The following is a 17881-nucleotide window of genomic DNA, read 5'->3' as shown; positions in this document are numbered from 1 at the left end:
CAGGCGGGCCGGTGTGCGCTGAACCCGGTGGTTCCGCTCATGGTGTGTCGTCGGGCCATACGCCGATGTGGTCGGACTCCAGTTCCAGGGCCACGCGGTCGCGCATGTCCAGGGCGCGCAGGTAGTCGGCGGGCAGCTGGAGGCGGCCCGCGCGGTCGAGCATGGCGTACTCGCGGGCCACGACCGTCTCGTGGCCGGTCGCCGCGTCGATCTCGCTGCGGCGCAGCACCTCGGTGGAGGTCCGGCCGTCCCGGATCGCCACCGTACGGCGGACCTCGCCCGCCACCGCCTGGTCGTGCGTGACGATGACGATCGTGGTGCCCAGGGCCTCGTTGGCCGTGCGGAAGGCGTCGAAGATCTGCGCGGCCGTCTGGGAGTCGAGTTCGCCGGTGGGTTCGTCGGCGAGCAGGACGGCCGGGCCGTTGGCGAGGGCCACGGCGATCGCCACGCGCTGCTGCTGGCCGCCGGACATCTGCTGCGGGCGGCGGTCGCGGCAGTCGGCCACCTGGAGCAACTCCAGGAGTTCCAGGGCGCGTTCGGTACGGGCGCGGCGGCCCTTGCGGGTGCGGGAGAGCTGGAGGGGGAGCGCGACGTTCTGGGCCGCGGTGAGGTAGGGCAGGAGGTTGCGGGCGGTCTGCTGCCAGACGAAGCCGACGACCTCGCGGCGGTAGGCGAGACGGTCGGCGGCGGTCATGGTGAGCAGGTCGCGTCCGGCGACGCGGGCCGCGCCGGCGGTGGGGGTGTCGAGGCCGGCGAGGATGTTCATCAGGGTGGACTTGCCGCTCCCGGACGCGCCGACCAGCGCCATCAGTTCGCCCTCGCGGACGAGGAGGTCCAGTCCCTGGAGGGCCTGCACCTCTGTCCCGGCGGTGGCGAAGACGCGGACGAGGCGGTCGCAGGTGATCAGGGCGTCGTGGCCGTAGGCCGGGTTCGCCCCGGCCTCGGTGACGCGGTTGGCCAGCTCGGTCAGGCTCGGGTCGGTCGTCATGGGGTCTCCTGCGGGTACGCCGTGTCCGTGCCGGGCGGGGGCGGGGTCGCCGGCCCGTGCCGGCCGGGAGCCCTGCGGGGGGTCATCGGCCGTCCCCCGCCCGTAGTTCCGTCACCGAGCCCCGCCTCGCCGTCCACCAGGCCTGGAGCGCCGCCACTCCCACCGCCACTGTCACCACGGCGAGTGCCGGGAGCAGCAGCGACCAGGCGTCCGGGTGGAGGCGGATCCCGGTCACGGGGGTCTGGGCCGACGGGAAGGCGACGGCCGTCAGGTCGACGCCGGGCGCGAGGAGGTGGATCGCGGTCCAGCCGGTCAGGGTGCCGCCCAGGGCCGCCAGGAGGGCCTGGGGCAGGGATTCGAGGACCAGCAGGCGGCGCGACTCGGTTCGGGTGAGGCCCATCGTGCGGAGGCGGGCCAGCAGCGCGGAGCGTTCGGGGGCGGCCCGGAGCAGCGACAGCAGCAGGGCCAGCACGGCGAAGCCGGCCCCCGTGGCGACGGCCGCCGTGTAGACGCGCTCGGCGCCGGACTGGACGGGCGAGTCGGCGTACCGGGCGCGTTCCTCGGCCCGCAGCCGTACGGCGGCCGAGCCCCCCACGGCCTTCCGCAGGGCGTGCGCGTCCACGTGGTCGCCGGTGAGCAGCAGGGTCGTGGGGCGGCTCGCCGGGGCGGGCAGGCCCGCCCGGTCCACGACGAGGAAGTCGGGACCGGAGACGGCCGGCGTGCGGTCGCGGACGAGGACGATCCGCACGGTGACCGCGCTGCCGTCCTCCAGCCGCACCAGGAACGGCCGCCGGGTGCCGTACGAGGAGGCGACGGAGGGGGAGGCGACGGCGGGGAGGGGCCCGGAACGGGTCTCGCCCGCGAGGTGGCCGGCTCCGGGGCGGGCCTTGGCCGTCAGGGGGCTGGCGGCGGGGTGGGCTTCGACTGTCAGGGGGCTGACGCGGGGGTGGTGCCCGTCTGCCGGGGGACTGGTGCGGGAGTGGTCTCCGTCTGTCAGGGGGCTGATGCCCGCGTGGTCCCCGTGCGTCAGGAGGCTGGTGCGGGACCGTCCCCCGTCTGCCGAGGAGCGGCTGGGGGACAGGTACCCGCTACCGGAGCGGCCCCCCGCCGTCACCCGCCCCGTGCCGGTCCGCCCCCCCGCCGTCAGCCGGTCGGCCGGGAACGTGCCCAGGGCGGTGTGCGTCGTCAGGGCGTCATAGCCGCCCGGGTCGACGCCCACCAGGGGCACCGCGTTCGCGCCGTCCTCCGGTTTCGCCTCGTACGCGATGCTGACGGGGGTCACCGCGTGGACCCCGGGGACCGCGCGGGCCCGGGCGGGGGCGTCGGCGGGCAGGGGGACGCCCGCGTCCGCGCGGGCGTCCGCGCCGACCGTGAGGAGGGCCGCCCGGTCGCGGGCCTCGGCCACGCCCGCCAGCACCGAGCCGCCGAACGCCGCGGTGGTCAGCGCGGTCAGCAGGGCGAGGAGCGGGAGCACCGCGGAACCCTGGGTGCGGCCGGCGCGGGCCAGGGAGAGGTGGCCGACCGCGCCGCGGAGCCGTCCGGCGGGGCCGGACAGGCGGCGCAGCAGCAGCGGGTACACGCGCAGCAGCACGAGCGCGGCGATGACACCGACCAGGACGGGGGCGACGGCCGTCAGCTGGTCGCCCGACGTGCCGCGCCGGCGCAGGGTGGCCACCGCGCCGGCGGCCAGCACCAGCAGGGTCAGCTCGGCGACCGTACGGCGCCGGGACGGCCGTACCGAGGTGATGTCCTCGCGCGGGGCCGCCAGCCGGACCGTGCGGTGGGCGAGGGCGGCGCGCAGGGGGAGGGCGGCGCAGGCGGCCAGGATGACGGCCAGGGCGCACAGGACGGCCGGGGTGGTCCGGCCGGCGGGGACCACGAGCAGGGACACCGCCAGGCCGAGGACGCCCGCCGGTACGGCGATCACGGCGGTCTCGGCGAGCAGCCGCCCGGCGAGCCCGGACAGGGAGGCGCCGCGGGCGTGCAGCAGGGCGAGTTCGGCGCGGCGCCGGTCGGCGGCCAGACCGCCGGTCATGAGCAGGACGACGGCGACGACCGTCGCGGCGCCCGCGGCGGCCACGGAGACCAGCGGGGCGATGCCGGAGCGCAGCCGGGAGAAGGAGGCGAGGGCGTCGTCCAGGTCGGTGCTGACGTCGGTGCCGTCGTCGGTGACGGCGCGGGCGCGTTGCAGGCCGGGACCGGACTCCAGGGCGGCGACGGCCGGCCGCAGGCGGTCCAGGTCGTGGGCGCGCAGGCCGCGCAGATCGGGGGCGAGGTGCCAGTAGCGGGCCGGGTCGGTGCTGGTGCCCAGGAGGGCGGGAGCCGCCTCGGGGGCGAGCAGCAGCGCACCGAGCCAGTACTTGTCCGGGTCCGGGCCGGGGGTGGGCAGGGTCACCAGGGTGGGGGTGCGCAGCAGCGGGACGGTGGACCAGTAGGCGCTGCCGGGGTCGCGCGGGACGAGGATGCCGGTGACCCGGACGGCGAGCGGGGCACGGCCGGGCGCCGGCATGTGGACGACCGAGCCCACCTCGATGTGCAGGGCCTTGGCGGTGGCGGTGGTGACGGCGGCCTCCACCTCGGGGGTCGAGGCGTCAACCGGGCGCGGGGCGCGGGGGAACCGGCCGGTGCGCACGCGCGCGTGGTCGGCGAGGCCGTTCTGCGCGGCCAGCGAGATGCGGGCGGGCAGTCCGGTCGGCCGGGGCAGCCACGGGTCGGGCACCGCCGGGCTGACGGTGCCGGCGACGCCGTACGCGGACTCGGGGCGCCGCACGCTCAGCGGGCTGCCGACCGTGCCGAGCACCTTCTCGTACTGCCGCTTCAGTGCGCCGGGGCGCAGGGCCGCGGCGCGCCGCTCGGGTGGCAGAGCGAGGTCGGGCTGGGGGGCGGTCACGCGTACGGTGGTGTGTTCCGGGCGGGCCTGGCGGAGTGTTTGCCGTAGTCCCGCGTCTTCGTACCGGTCCACTGCGCGGGGAAGGGCGCCGGCCAGGCAGGCGGCGAGTGCGACCAGTACCGCGAGGGCGAGGGCGGCGCCGGGCGCGGCCCGCAGCCGGGTGCGCACCCAGGGAGCGACCATGCGGGCCGAGGGCCGGCTCATGTCACTCACCTCCCTGACCGTGCGGCACCTGTCCGGGGCCCGGCCGGCGCGCGGCGGCCACCGTCGCAGGCGGGTCCGGCAGTTGGGCGCGGGTGGGCGGAACGGCCCTGGGGGGTGCCCCGGGTGAGGGGGCGTGGGGCATCGGCGGGCTGGTGGGGGCCCGGTGCGCGGTGGCCGCCGGGCCGGCTGCGGGCCGGGGCGGCCGGCATGCAGTCACCGACCAGGCAGTGGCCGCCTCCGCGGCGACGGGACCAGGAACGATCCCCACGTCACTCACCTCCCTGCGCGCGCAGCGCCCGTGACGGGTCCGTCCGGCGTACGGCGGCCGCCGCCGCGATCGCCAGGGGGGCTGCCGCGACGGCGGTGAGCAGCAGCGCCACCGGTCCGGGCGGGAGGCGGACCAGCAGGTCCGGCACCGGGCGGGCCGCCTCGCCGGTCAGCACGATCAGGGGCAGGACGGTGCGGGCCAGTACGGCGCCCAGGCCCAGGCCCACCGCGAGCGCCAGGCCCACCAGGACGGCCTGTTCGGCGGCGACCGTCCGGGTCAGCCGGCGGCGCGGTACGCCGAGGGCGCGCAGGACGGCGAACTCGGCGCCGCGCGCCCGCTGCGCACCGGCGGCGCCGACCGCGAAGCCGACCGCGGCGAGCGCCGCCGCGACCACGGCCGCCGCCGTGAACGCGGCCTCGGGTCCGGCGCCGAACGGGTCGTCCCGCAGGTCGGCGGCGATCTCGTCGCGGACCACGACCTGCCCGGGACCGACGTCCGGCATCGCCCGGACGTCGGCGGCCACGCGCGCGGAGGCGCCGGGCGCGGTGGCCAGCCACCACTCGGTGGGGGTGGCGTTCTCGCCGTACCGGGCCTGGAGCAGCTGGTTCAGGGCGCGCAGGTCGAGCAGGACGGCACCGCCGTCGTGCGCGCCGGTGGCGGCCGGGTCGGCGGTGGCCGGAAGCGCCCGTACCGCCCGCACGATCCGCACCGGCACGCGCCGGTCGCCGACGGTGAGGTCGACGCGCTCTCCGGTGCGGGCGCCCGCCGCGCCCAGGTAGCGGTCGGTGGCGACGGCCGGGACCTCGGCGGGCGCGGCCTGGGCGACCTGGAACCGCAGGGTGACGGAGGCGACGGTCCAGACGTCGGCGTCCGGGAGGTAGCCGGTGCCGTAGGCGAAGGTCAGCGGGTGGGTGCCGGTGACCTCGGGGCGGGTGGGGCTGGTGGCGGCGCTCGGTACGGCGGCGCCACCGGCCTCCGCCGTGGTCGTCCACCGGGTGGGCAGCGTGAGCCGGTGGTCCGTGCCGTCGGTGCCCGACGCGGTCAGCCCGTCGATCGTCAGCCGGTGGCGCTCGGCGCGCCCGGCGGGCTGGGTCAGGTCGAGGCGGAGACCCGTCAGGGTCGCCGGTCCGGTGGCGGCGCCGAGGTCGAGGGTCAGGGTGTGCGGGCGCCCGTCGGCGGGGAGCAGTCCGGCCGGCAACCGGTACGGCACCCCGTACCGGTCGGTCAGGGTCGCCGTCAGCGCGGTCGTGGTGCCCGGTCCGGTCGAACTGCGCAGCCGGGCCGTCAGCTTCAGCCGGGCGGTGCCCGCCGGAATGCCGGCCCCGGCCGGGGTGCCCCTCGGGGTGAGCCGGCCCAGCAGCCGCCGTACCGGTTCGTCCGCCAGGTCGGGCCGCATGAGGACCGCGTCCGCCGCGTGCGCGGTGTCCAGGGCCAGCACGGTCGCCGTACGGTCGCCGGACAGTGGCTGGGCGGCGCGCACGGCCGGGGCGGCCTCGCGCACCCGGGGCAGGCGCGCGTACCGGTCGGTGCGGCCGAACTCGTCGTCGCCGGTGGCCAGGACCCGCACCGGCACCCCCGCCCGGAAGTCGGCCTGGTCGTCCTGCGAGCGGTCCCAGGAGGCGGCCTGCCCGATCGCGAGCACGCCGAGGGCGACGGCGAGGACGAGCAGCAGGACCGGGCCCGCGCCGCGCGCGGTGCGCCGGCTGAACTGCCAGCCGGCCAGCGCCACCGGCAGCCCCCGCCCGCCGGCCGCCCAGCGTTCGGCGAACCGCGCCACGGGCGGCAGCAGCCGCAGCGTGAGCACCGTCCCGGCGAGCAGGGCCAGCGCGGGCGCGGCCACCAGCAGCGGGTCGACGCCGAGCGCGCCGGACCGGTCGGCGGCCACGGCCCCGGAGTCCTGCCGGCCCAGCTGCCAGTACGCCACCCCGGCGATCGCGAGCAGTCCGAGGTCGGCGCCGGCCCGCAGCGGGACCGGCACGGCCCGCGCGCCGCCCGGCCGGGCCGCCTTCCCGCGTGGCCGCAGGGCCCAGGAACGCCGGGGAGCGGACGGGCGGGCCTCGGGCCCCGTGCCCGTCACCGCCGGCACGGTCACCGCCAGCGCACAGCCGACGGCGACGCCGGCCGCGACCAGCCAGACAGCGGGCCCGCCGGCGGCCGGCAGGTCCAGGCGCAGGCCGAGCCGGGCCAGCGGGCCGTGCCCGGCCAGCAGGGCGGTGAGCGGGCCGGCGAGCAGCGGCGCGCACACGGCCGCGGGCAGCGCGAGCAGCAGCGCCTCGGCCCCGGCGAGCGCGGCGATCCGGGTGCGGGAGGCGCCCCGGGCCCGCAGCAGCCGGGTCTCGTCGGCGCGTTCGGTGCTGAGCAGCCGGGCGACGAGCAGCAGCGCGTATCCGGCGAGCAGCACCAGTTGCAGCGCGACGATCAGCAGGGTGGAGCGGGACACCAGCAGCGCACGGTCCACCCGGTCCAGCACGTCCGGCAGCGCGGTCTGCGACACCGTCGTACCGCTCAGCGCGGCCGGCCGGCGCAGGGCCGCGCTGCCGGCCCGGGCCGCCGCGCGCAGCTCCCCGATCCGTCCGGTCGTCACCGAGGCGAAGTCCGCCGACGCCAGCCAGCCCGTCGCCCCCGCGCTGACCCGGCCGCCGGTGAGGACGGCGGGCTCGGCGAGCAGCGGGCCGTACGTCGTGAAGCCGGACTCCTTCACGCCGCGCCCCAGCAGGTCGTCCAGCCGCCAGTACGGTGCCGTCACCGAGACGGGGCGGTACACGCCGACGACCCGGACCCGGACCGCGGGGCCCTGGAGGCGGTCCGTCAGGGTGAGCCGGGCGCCGGGCTCCAGCCGCAGCGCGCGGGCCGCCGTCTCGGGCAGCGCCACCTCCGGCTCGCCGTCGGTGCGGCGGGGGAGGCGGCCGGCGGTCACCCGCACCTGCGTGAGGTCCAGTGCCGCGAAGTACGTGAGGTCCGGGTCGCCCGGCCTGCTCGCGGGCGGCTGGAGGGAGCGGGGCAGGGCGTACGGCCCTGAGCGGCGCAGGGTCCGCACGGTCACCGGTGCGCCGGCGAAGGCACGGCGCGCGCCCTGGCGTACGGCGGTGTCGGCGGCGGTCCGCTCGGCCGGGGGCACGTCCGCCTTGACGATCAGCGCGGTGTCGGCGGCGTTGCGCGGGTCGGCGAGCACATGGCGCAGCGCCGCGTCACCGATCGCCCCCGAGTACGCCGTGAGCGTCGCCAGCACGGTGGTGGTGAGCACCACCGTCAGCAGCGCGGCGCCCAGCAGCAGGCGGTGCGCACGCGCGCGTGAGAAGACGAACCCCGTCACCCGGCCCCCGTGTGTCCGGCGCTTCCAGACCTTCGGGCGATGCTGGCAGAGCGCCGGGCGGCGGGTAAGCGGTTGTCGGCCCGTCTATACCGGATTGTGACCGCAATGCGGCGCGGAGTGACCGGAATCCGACCTTCAGTGACGACCCGTCAGCCCGGATGATCAGTCGGGGGCGTTCACCATCGACGCGGCGGCGTACGTCAGGTAGTTCCACAACGTCCGCTCGTGCTCCTCCGACAGCCCCAGCTCGTCGACGGCCGCCCGCATGTGCCGCAGCCACGCGTCGTGCGCCGCGCGGTCCACGGTGAACGGGGCGTGCCGCATGCGCAGCCGCGGGTGGCCGCGGTTCTGGCTGTACGTCGTCGGACCGCCCCAGTACTGCATCAGGAACAGGACCAGCCGCTCCTCGGCCGGGCCCAGGTCCTCCTCCGGGTACATCGGGCGCAGGAGCGGGTCCTCCGCGACCCCCTCGTAGAAACGGTGGACGAGCCGGCGGAAGGTCTCCTCCCCGCCGACCTGCTCGTAGAAGGTCTGCTCCTGAAGCGTGCCGCGCCGAATCTCATTCACCCGTCCATCGTCTCAGACCGGGTGACCGAGGACTCGAGGCTTAGGACCAGCCCGTCCGCGGACCGTCCGTCCCTACTGTGGACCCATGGGCGGCTACGACACCGAGACCGAGGCCCTCGCCGACGCGGCGCGGGCCGAGCTGGTGCGGGAGATCGACGCGGACGGGGCCTGGGCGGACGACCCGGTGTGGCGGGAGGCGTTCGCGGCGGTGCCCCGGCACCTGTTCGTGCCGTACTACTACGTCACCGGGGCGCGCGGCTACGAGCGCCGCTGGGGCGAGAGCCCCGACCGCCGGGCCCGCGAGCGCTGGGTGCGCGGCGCCTACGCGGACGCACCGCTGGCCACCCGGCTGCGCGACGGCGAACTGCTCTCCTCCAGCAGCCAGCCCTCCCTGATGGCCCGGATGCTGACCGCCCTGCGCGTCGGGGACGGCGACCGGGTGCTGGAGGTGGGCGCCGGCACCGGATACAACGCGGCCCTGCTCGCCCACCGGCTCGGCGCCGACGACCTCGTCACCACCATCGACCTGGAACCGGAGATCACCGAGTCGGCCCGGCAGCACCTCGCGGCGGCCGGCCACCACCCCCTCGTCGTCACCGGCGACGGAGCGCGCGGGGTGCCCGAACGCGCCCCCTTCGACCGGATCATCGCCACCTGCGAGCTGTCCACGGTGCCGCGCGCCTGGCTCGCCCAGAGCCGCCCCGGCGCGCGCGTCCTCACCCCGCTCGCCACCGGCCTGCTCACGCTCACCGTGCGGGACGCGGAGCACGCCGAGGGCCCGTTCCTGCCCGGGGCCGCCTATTTCGTGCCGCTGCGCGGCGGGCGCCGGGTGATGCCCGAGGGCGTCTCACTGGCCGGGCTGCCCAGCCGGGCCCGTGAGCAGGAGTCGTTCCGCTTCCTGCTCACGCTGACCCGCGGCGCCCTCGGCCCGCAGGAGGCGTACGCCCTGTGGGACCGCGAGGGCGAGCCGGAGCGCGGACGGTACGGCGTCACGGTCGCCGGCGAGGACACCTGGGCGTGGCTGGACGACCCGCGGGGGCCGTACGCCTGGCCCCTGCCCTGAGCGCGGTCAGCCCCGGCGGACGGTGATCGTCGTCCAGGCGCCCACGTGCACCCGGTCGCCGTCCTGGAGCGGGACCGGCACGAACGGCTGGATGGGCTCCTCGGACATGTTGACCGTGGTGCCGTTCGTCGAGTTCTGGTCGACGACCGCCCAGCTGCCGTCCGGCTGCTGCACCAGCACCGCGTGCTGGTGCGAGACGCCCGGGTCCTCCGGCGGCACCGACAGGTCGATGTCGGGGGTGTCGCCGGTGGAGTGCCGGCGGCGGCCGATGGTGACCTGGTTGCCGGTCAGCGTGCGCTGCTGCTCGGGCGAGTACGCGGGCAGGTTCAGGCCCGCGGCCTCGGGGCCGGAGCGCTGCATCATCGCCATGAAGTACTCGCGGTCCGGGCCGATGGTCGCGGTCCAGGTGGCCGACCGGGGGGCCTGCGGTGCGTGCGGCGCCTGCGGGAAACCGCCCGGTCCGCCGGGTCCCGGCGGGGTCTGGGTGCCGCCGGACTGCGGGTAGCCGTAGCCGCCGCCCTGACCGCCGGGGCCGGTCGACGACGGCGGGGAGATCACCCAGTCGTCGTCGGCGGCCGGGGGCCGGGGGGTCTCGCCCGGGAACGCGGGCGGGGCCGACGCGCCGGACGGCTGGAACGCCTGCGGGGCACCGCCGGGACCGCCGGGCGCCGGCACCGGACCCGAGGGGTCACCGCCGAAGCCGGAGGGACCGGACGGCGTGGGGCCACCGGGACGGGAGGGCTCACGGCCGAAGGGGGAGGGGCCTTGGGACCCCTGACCCTGACCCTGACCCGGGTTGCCGCCGAAGCCTGAGGGCCCGCCGGAACCCGGGCCGCCCGGTCCCTGGCCGCCGAAGCCGGACGCGTCACCCGGACCCGGGCGCTGTCCCCGGCCACCGCCGAACCCGGACGGGCCGCCCGGGCCGCCGGGACCCTGCCCCGGACCGTCGGGACCGCCCGGACCCTGCCCCGGACCGCCGCCGAAGCCGGACGGGCCGCCGGAACCCGGGCCGCCGGGGCCCTGGCCCGGCACCGTGCCCCGGCCGCCGAAACCTCCGGGGCCGCCGGGACCGGACGGGCTGCCGGCACCCGGGCCCTGGCCAGGACCGCCCTGGCCCGGACCCTGGCCGAAGCCCTGCGGCGCCCCGGGCGGGCGGTGGTCGCCGGTGCCGAACGGGGGAGCGCCCGAGGGGCCGGGGGAGGTCGGCGGGCCGGACGGGGCCCGGTCGCCGCCGAACGGCGTCGGGCCCGACGGCTCGCTGTGGAAGGACGGGAGCGGCTCGGCGGGCCGGTTCACCTGCGAGGGCCGCGAACCCTGGTACTCGTACCCGTCACCCCCGCCGAACGTCGAGCTCGGCGGCTGGAACCGCGGCTGCGGCGGGCGCGGGGCGGCCGGGGTGTAGGAGGTCGCCGTGTTGGTCAGGAAGTTCCACCGGCACTCCTCGCAGAACGGCGCGCCGCCCTCGCGGGGCGTACGGCACTGCGGGCACAGCTCCGGCTCCGGGGCGGACCCGCCGGCCGGGCCGGGCCGGGTGCCGGCCCGGCCGCCCTGCGGGGGCGGGAAGCCGTAACCGCCCGGGGGCGGCGGAGGGGGCGGAGGTACGGCACCGGCCATGCGGTGACCGCAGACCTCGCACCAGTCGTCGGAACCCGACTGGTGTCCGTTCGGGCAGGTCGGCATGTCGGTGCTTCCCCTTCTCCTGCGCTCTGGAGGGTCACTTCTTCACACGGACGGTCTTGGTGGACCGGGTCTCCAGAGTCATCTCGTCCGCCTCCGCGACCCTCGTCTTCAACCGCACAGTACCTGTCACGGCGTCGACCACGTCCACCACCTTCGCAAGCAGTTTCGCAGTATCCGCGTTCCCCGAGGCGTTCGCGAGCTGAACCGCCCGCCCCAGTTTGGCCGTTGCTCCATCGAAATCGCCAACTTTGCGAAGGTCCAGGCCCTTCTGGATGACTTGCGCCAGTTCGGCCTGCCCGGTGTAGTGGGCGACTTGGGGGCTGATCGCGGTGGAGGCGGTCATGTCGTCGGTCCACACGGCCCGTACCAGCCCCTGTGCGCCCAGGTTCTGCGCGGTTCCTCCCGGTTCCGGAACGACCAGGGAGACCCGCGCGGCGAGCATCTCCCGGCCCAGTCCGGCCGGCGGGACCGTCACGCACAGGTGGTAGTCGCGGGACTCGTCGCCCCAGGAGCCCGTCGGGTAGTCCCCGGCGCGCGGCCCGGCCTCGGTACGCCGGCCGGTCAAGTCCTCGACAGCAGGGGCGACTTGCTTGACGAACCGGATGGTCGTGCCGACCGGCGTCCACACCCGCAGAGCGACGTCGGCGACCTCCTTGCCCATCGCCGTCTCCATCATCCGCGTGAAGTCGGCCGCCAGACCGGCCGGGTCGGCGACGATGTCGGCGGTGCCGAGCAGCGCCGAGGCGATCCCTGTGACTTCTTTCACTTCCCAGTCGGTGCCCACGCCCCGCGCGTCACAGGTGAACCGGCCGGCGCAGGCGTCGAGCGTGGCCCGCAGGTCCTCCGCCGACTCGTGCTCGTTGCGGCCGTCGGTGAGCAGGATGCCGTGCCGGATGGTGACGTCCGCTGCGGACAGCAGCCGGTCGGCGAGCCGCAGCCAGGTGCCGATGGCCGTGCCGCCGCCCGCGCTCAGCCGGCGCAGCGCCTGCTTGGCCTGCTCGCGGGTGGTGGCGTCGGCGACCGCGAGCCGGCCGCCGCCCGGATAGACCTCCTTGGCCACGTGCGTGCCGCCGATCACCGCGAAACGGGTGCCGTCGCGCAGGGTGTCGACCGCGGCGGCCGTGGCGTCACGGGCGCCCAGCATCTTGGCCGGCGGGTAGTCCATGGAGCCCGAGCAGTCCACCATGATCGCCACGGCGGCGGACGGCCCCCCGCCCGGCGGGTACACCGGCGCGGTGACCGCGCTGCCGAGGGTGCCGCCGCCGGTCGCGGTCACCGTGACGATGGCGTTGACCTCGCTGCCGCCCTCGGGCAGGTACTCGTTCTGGTAGACGTCCACCGAGAACCGCGGCACGTTCGACTTCGCGAAATTGGCCATGCTTGCTCGCATCCCCCTCGGACGCCCCGCCGACGCGAGGCGACGACTGTGAGCGGACCGGTCCCCTCCGGTCCGCCGCGGCTTCCCCGTGCCGTTCCCCCGTCGGATACGGCCCTCAGGCCGATCCTGCCCCCTGCGGCGGCAGCGGGAACGGCAGGACCGCCACTGTTACGTTGTCGTGGCCCCCGCCGTCCAGCGCGTGGCCGACCAGCACCCGTGCGCCGTGCAGCGGGCGGGCCGCCGCGTCGGGCGGGAGGACCTCGGACATCTCCTCCGCCGTCTCGGCGTAGTTCCACAGCCCGTCGGTGCACACGACCACGGCGCCGGGCCGGTCCGGCTCGAACGACGCGGTGTGCGGCTCCAGTTCGTAGGCGTCCGCGCCGAGCCAGCCGGTGATCGCGTGGGCACGCGCGTCGGCGTACGCCTCGGCCTCGCTCATCAGTCCGGCGGCGACCATCTGCGCGGCCCAGGAGTCGTCCTCGGTCAGCCGGGCGGGCGGGGCGGTGCGGTCGGCGGGCACCCAGTAGACGCGGCTGTCGCCGACCCATCCGACGACCAGCAGCCCCGGGGTGACCACCGCGCCGACGATCGTGCAGGCCGGCGCGTTCTGGTGTGGGGCGTGCTCGCGGGCCGTGGCGGGCTCCTCGGCGAGCGCGTTGACGGCCTGCGCGGCGGCGAGGATCGCCTCGTGCATCGCCGCCTGCGGGTGGGTGCCGCGCGGCAGCGCGGCCAGCAGAGTGTCGCCGGCGGCCCGGGAGGCGGCCAGGGAGGCGTCGTCGGGGCGGGTCGCGGACGACACGCCGTCGCAGACGACGGCCAGCGCGGCCGGGGTGCCGTCGGGCAGCGTGGTGTGGCCGACGGCGAAGGCGTCCTCGTTGCGGTGGTGGCGCAGACCGCGGTCGCTGACGGCGGCGACCGGTCCCGACTCCCGCTCCACGTGGTCGCGTTCCCGCGGCTGGGCGTGCCCGCAGTTCTCGCAGTAGCCGTCGCCGTCCACCCGGCCCGCCCGGCAGGCCACGCACAGCTGCGCCGGGTCGGTCGGTGCGGAGGCCGGCCGGGGGTCCGGTGCCTGCAACGGGTACTCCTCTGGCTCGTGCGACCGGTCGAACCGCACCCCGGAACCGGAGGCGTGCCCGCCCGGCTCCGCGTCACCCGGGACGGGACCGCTCTCGCCCGGGGGCAGCGACGCGCCGCCCGAACCGGATCCCCGGCCGGGCAGCGGGGCGGCTCCCGGTGTGGGTCCGGACTCCTGTGCGGACAGCGGTGTGCCGCCCGGGGTGCCGTGGGGCTCCTGGCCGGACGGTGACGCGTTGCCCGGGGCGGCCCCGAAACCGTGCGCGGCCGGCGGCAGGGCGCCGGGGTCCTGGCCGGGCAGCGGCGCGGCTGCCGGGGTGCCGTGGGAGCCCTGGCCGGACAGCGGGGCGGGCCCGGCGGCGGGGGCGCCGTCCTGTGCCGGCGCAGGTGTGGTCCCGGAGGCATCGCCGGACAGGGGTGTGCCGCCCGAGTCGGTGCCCGGCAGGTCCGTCGGGAGGTGGGGGGCGGACGAGGCCGTGGGCGGTCCGGGGGCGGGCCACGCCGGGCCGTCCCCGGGACCGGCGGGGCCCGTCATGGTGAGCGTCGGATGGTCCTGCGGCGGTGCGGGCACCACCGAAAGGTCGTATCCGCACGCTCCACAGAACAGGTCACCCGACTCCACGGGCTCCGCGCAGCTCGGGCACTTCGCCAGTGCGGCCTGCTGGGGCATCTGCGACATCGACTACACCCACGTCCGGGGGCGGTAACGGTTGGCCCGTTCCACCAGCTCGATCCTCTCATCGCCGCCGGGCGCCAGCCGGGCCAGCGTGCGGTAGGCGCGCTCCAGGCCGAAGCGGAGGCCCCGCTCGTCCAGGCCGCTGCCCAGCAGCACCCGGCCGCCGGCGGCGGGCCCGGTGCCCTGGCCCCCGGAGAGTATCCAGTCCAGCGCGCAGCCGAGCACCTCCGCCGACAGCAGCTCGCGCCGCGCCGGGTCCAGGCCGTACGCCTGGAGTGCCTCGACCTGACCGGCGGCGGCCGTCAGGTCGTCCAGGAACGGTACGTCACCCGCGCTCGCGGTGCGCTGTCTCAGCCGGGCCCGGACGGCGGCGACCCGGGCGGCCGTGTAGTGGATGGAGGACTCCGGCACCGACTCCAGCGTCGTCACGGCGCCCCGCCGGTCCCCGGCCGCGAGCTGCACCCGCGCCAGCCCGAACGCGGCGCTCACGAAGCTCGGGTCGGTCGTCCACACCAGGCGGTAGTACTCGGCCGCGTTGTCCAGCTGGCCCAGCACCTCGGCGCACAGGCCGAGCGCCAGCTTGGGCGCTGCCTCGCCGGGAAAGGCGTCGTAGACCGCGTCGAAGGCGAGCGCGGCCTGCTCGAAGTCGCCGGTGGCCAGCGCGGCCACACCCCGGTACCACACCACCCGCCAGTCGTCGCGCTGTTCCTCGTCCAGCTCGGCCAGGCTCGTCAGCGCCCCCCGGTGGTCGCCGCTCTCCAGCCGGGCGCGGATCCGCCGGAGCCGGGTCTCCACGGTCTGCGCGGGTGCCGCCGCCAGCGCGCTCATCAGCTCGGCCGGCGCCGAGGCCATCAGGCCCGCGAGGAAACCGGCGCTGGGGTCGCCGGGGTCGACCAGCGGGACCGGCAGGGCGAGCGCGGCGGCCGGCGTGTCGACGGGCCGGACCAGGGCCGGCGGGGGCGGGGCGGGAGCGGCGGGAGCCTTCCGCACCGGCCGGGCGCCCAGCCGGGACACGTCCCCGTGCAGCCGGGGGAACAGCTCCGTGTCCGTGACCTTGGTCTCGGGCGCGAACAGCGTCGACAGCGCGGGCCGCGCCCGGCCGGTCTGGAGCGAGACCACCTCGCGCAGCACCCCCGTCAGCTGCTCGGCCATCTCCTGCGCGGAGGCGAACCGGCGGCCCGGGTCGGGGTCGGTGGCGCGCACCAGGAGCCGGTAGAAGGACTCGTAGCGGCGGAAGACGTCGATGGTGTCGGGGTCGGGCAGACAGTCGGCGTAGACGTTGGTGTAGCCCTGGAAGTCGAAGGCCAGCACGGCGAGCGTGCGGGCCACCGTGTAGAGGTCGCTGGCCACGGACGGGCCGGACTCGCCGACCTCCGGGGCCTGGTAGCCCACCGTGCCGTAGATCGCCGACTCGTCGTCGTCCATCCGGCGGACCGCGCCCATGTCGATCAGCTTGAGCTGGTCCTCGGTCTGGATGGCGTTGTCGACCTTGAAGTCGCAGTACAGCAGGTTCCGGCTGTGCAGGTGGCCGAGCGCCTCCAGCGCCTCGATGCCGTACGCGCACGCCTGTTCCACCGGCAGCGGGTCGCGGCGGCCGTCGGGCGCCCGGCGGGCGTTGGCGATCTCCTTCAGGGACTTGCCGCCGACGTACTCCATGACGATGTAGCCGTCGAGGGAGCCGGTGCGCTGGTCCAGGTGTTCCACGAAGTTGTAGATGCGCACGATGTTGGCGTGCTCGATCTCCGCGAGGAACCGCCGCTCGGAGATCGCCGCGGCCATCGCGTCCTGGTCGCCGGTGTCGAGCAGGCCCTTGAGGACCACCCACCGGTCGGCGACGGCGCGGTCCACGGCCAGGTAGATCCAGCCCAGCCCGCCGTGCGCCAGGCAGCCCGCGACCTCGTACTGGCCGTGCACGATGTCCCCGGCCCGCAGCTTGGGCACGAAGGAGTACGGGTGCCCGCACTTGGTGCAGAAACCTTCCGTGCGGCCCGGCCGGTCACCCCGGGCCCGGCCGACCGGCGCCCCGCAGTCCGAGCGCGAGCAGAACCGCTTGCGCTCCGGCACCTCCGGGTTCTCCAGCACCATCGCGCGCGGGTCGGGCCGCGGCACCTGCGGCACCGAGACCAGCCCCGCGCCCAGCCGCCCCCGCGAGGAGGCCCCGGAGGACGATCCCGAGCTGCGCACCGACACCGAGCGGCCCGTGGGCGTCCCCGACAGCGACCGGGACAGCCGCCCGGACACCGAGCGGCGCGACCTCGACGACTGCGAGGTCGTCCCCGAACCGCGCGCACTGCGCGAGCTGCCGCTGTCGGACGCCCCCCGGGCCACCCCGGTGGGCGGCGAGCCCACCATGCCTCCCCCAAAGGGAGTACCCGCGGCCGAGACGACCGGCGCCAGACCGCACGTGTCGCAGTACAGCTCGCCGCCGCCGACGTCCTCGTACGACCCCTCGCAGCCCGGCCGCTGGCAGCTCTGCCCCGGCTGACTCATGACTCGTCCCCCTTACGGTCCTGCGGCGCGCTCGCGCTGCCGAGCACGTCCGCCGCCGCCTGCTGGTAGCGCAGCACGGCCTGCTCCGCCACCCGCAGGTCGCAGGGCGCGCTCCACAGCATGCGGCGGGCCGCGTCGTACCGCTCGACCAGCAGCGGGTCCTCCGCGAGGCCGTGCCGGGCGACCTTCGCCTTGTACGCGTCGAGCCTGCCGCGCAGCTCGGCGCGGACCGCGAGCGGCGCGGTGACCGCGGTCAACGACTCGCGGGCGCGCAGCAGTTCGTCCTCCGCCTTCTCCTCCAGTGACTCCAGCAGCGGGGACAGCCGGTGCCACTGGGCCTGCCTGCGGTACTCGGCGGCGGTCGCCAGCTGCTCCTGGAGCGCGGTCGGCGGTCCGCTCACCACCGGCACCTCGGTCGCCGCGATCTTCGCCAGCACCTCGCCGCGCGCGGTCCGCGCCTCGGCCAGGGTGCGGTCCGCGCGCGAGAGCACGTCCCGCAGCCGGATCAGCCGTGCTTCCGCGTCCTGCCGGACGGTCAGCACCGCGTCGATCTCCCGGCGCACGTCCTCCAGGGCACGCGCCTCACGGTCGTACACCGTCGTGTCCGGGCGGCCGCCGCCGGGCGCCGAACTGCCCTCGGCCGGCACCCAGAAGGCGAGCGGGTCCGAGACGACGTCCTCGCGCAGCCGGGTCAGCGTGCGGGTGATCCGCTCCAGGTCGTCACCGGCCGGGTGCTCGCCGGGGCGCACCCCGACCGAGTGGGCGAGCTGCCGGGTGCGCTGGAGTTCCGCGGCGAGTAAATCGATCCGCGCGGGCAGCGCCGACCAGACCGCGTCGGCGGCGACGATCACGTCCAGGCTCGTCGCGTACAGCTCGTTCATGCGTTCCACCAGCGCGGACAGCGAGAAGGTCTCGCTCAGCCTGCCGTTCCCGCCGCCGGGGACGGTCACGGACTCGCCGCGCAGCAGCTCGGTCAGCTCCGCCAGGTCCTCCCGGCTGGACCAGCGGCGCCGGGCGCGGATCTCGCGGGCGCCGCGCAGCGCGTCCGCGTAGGCGTCGAAGTACGCCCACAGCCGGGTGATCCGCGTCTCCGTGGCCTGCCAGCGTTCCCGGGTGACACCGGTCAGCCGCGCGCCTTCGAGGAGTCTGCGGCCCGCGTGGTCCTGGAGAGCCAGCAGCGAGGTCTCGATCGCCTCGTGCTCCTGGCCGAGCCGCGCCAGCGCACGGTCCACCTCGTCCCGGTCCATCACCGGCCCGGCGGGGTCCGTGACGCCCATCGATCACCTCTCG

The 17881-nt window shown here is 76.7% G+C and carries 10 protein-coding genes; 1 reads left to right on the top strand and 9 read right to left on the bottom strand.

Annotated elements, in window-relative coordinates:
- Positions 1–37 precede the first annotated feature (37 nt).
- The 4 genes from ACZ5DC_RS08745 to ACZ5DC_RS08730 form a co-directional block, all read right to left on the bottom strand.
- Positions 38–988, bottom strand: a complete 951-nt coding sequence (locus tag ACZ5DC_RS08745) for an ABC transporter ATP-binding protein (protein ID WP_468650753.1) — start codon at positions 986–988, stop codon at positions 38–40.
- An 82-nt stretch (positions 989–1070) separates the two neighbouring features.
- Positions 1071–4082, bottom strand: coding sequence for an FtsX-like permease family protein (locus ACZ5DC_RS08740; protein ID WP_468650751.1), 3012 nt, complete (start codon positions 4080–4082; stop codon positions 1071–1073).
- Positions 4083–4351: 269 nt separating this feature from the next.
- Entirely contained in the window at positions 4352–7663 is a 3312-nt protein-coding gene (locus ACZ5DC_RS08735) for an FtsX-like permease family protein (RefSeq protein ID WP_468650749.1), read from the bottom strand.
- Between the two features lie 162 nt (positions 7664–7825).
- Positions 7826–8230: a globin gene (locus tag ACZ5DC_RS08730; protein ID WP_468650747.1), complete on the bottom strand. Its 405-nt coding sequence runs from the start codon at positions 8228–8230 to the stop codon at positions 7826–7828.
- Between the two features lie 85 nt (positions 8231–8315).
- Here ACZ5DC_RS08730 and ACZ5DC_RS08725 point away from each other — a divergent pair, with 85 nt between their 5' ends.
- Positions 8316–9293 (top strand): methyltransferase domain-containing protein, encoded by a 978-nt coding sequence (locus tag ACZ5DC_RS08725; RefSeq protein ID WP_468650745.1) that lies wholly within the window; start codon positions 8316–8318, stop codon positions 9291–9293.
- A gap of 6 nt (positions 9294–9299) precedes the next feature.
- Here the strand turns inward: ACZ5DC_RS08725 and ACZ5DC_RS08720 are convergent, their stop codons facing one another.
- From ACZ5DC_RS08720 to ACZ5DC_RS08700, 5 genes are all read right to left on the bottom strand, one after another.
- On the bottom strand, positions 9300–10973 hold the full coding sequence (locus tag ACZ5DC_RS08720) for an FHA domain-containing protein (protein WP_468650743.1): 1674 nt from the start codon (positions 10971–10973) through the stop codon (positions 9300–9302).
- A gap of 34 nt (positions 10974–11007) precedes the next feature.
- The gene (locus tag ACZ5DC_RS08715) at positions 11008–12351 is read right to left on the bottom strand and encodes a VWA domain-containing protein (RefSeq protein WP_468650741.1); all 1344 of its coding nucleotides are present in this window, start codon (positions 12349–12351) and stop codon (positions 11008–11010) included.
- Between the two features lie 115 nt (positions 12352–12466).
- The gene (locus ACZ5DC_RS08710) at positions 12467–14104 is read right to left on the bottom strand and encodes a PP2C family protein-serine/threonine phosphatase (protein WP_468650739.1); all 1638 of its coding nucleotides are present in this window, start codon (positions 14102–14104) and stop codon (positions 12467–12469) included.
- Positions 14105–14107: 3 nt separating this feature from the next.
- Complete coding sequence (locus tag ACZ5DC_RS08705) at positions 14108–16591, bottom strand: tetratricopeptide repeat protein (RefSeq protein WP_468650737.1); 2484 nt, start codon at positions 16589–16591, stop codon at positions 14108–14110.
- Positions 16588–17868 carry a hypothetical protein gene (locus ACZ5DC_RS08700; RefSeq protein ID WP_468650735.1) on the bottom strand — a complete coding sequence of 427 codons (1281 nt, stop codon included), beginning with the start codon at positions 17866–17868 and terminating at the stop codon, positions 16588–16590. Before ACZ5DC_RS08700 ends, ACZ5DC_RS08705 begins: the two co-directional genes overlap by 4 nt.
- Positions 17869–17881: the final 13 nt, after the last annotated feature.

It is taken from the genome of Streptomyces sp. NPDC031445, from assembly GCF_055581365.1.
Note: the sequence above shows the minus strand (reverse complement) of the source record. Positions and strands in the feature narration are given on the sequence as shown.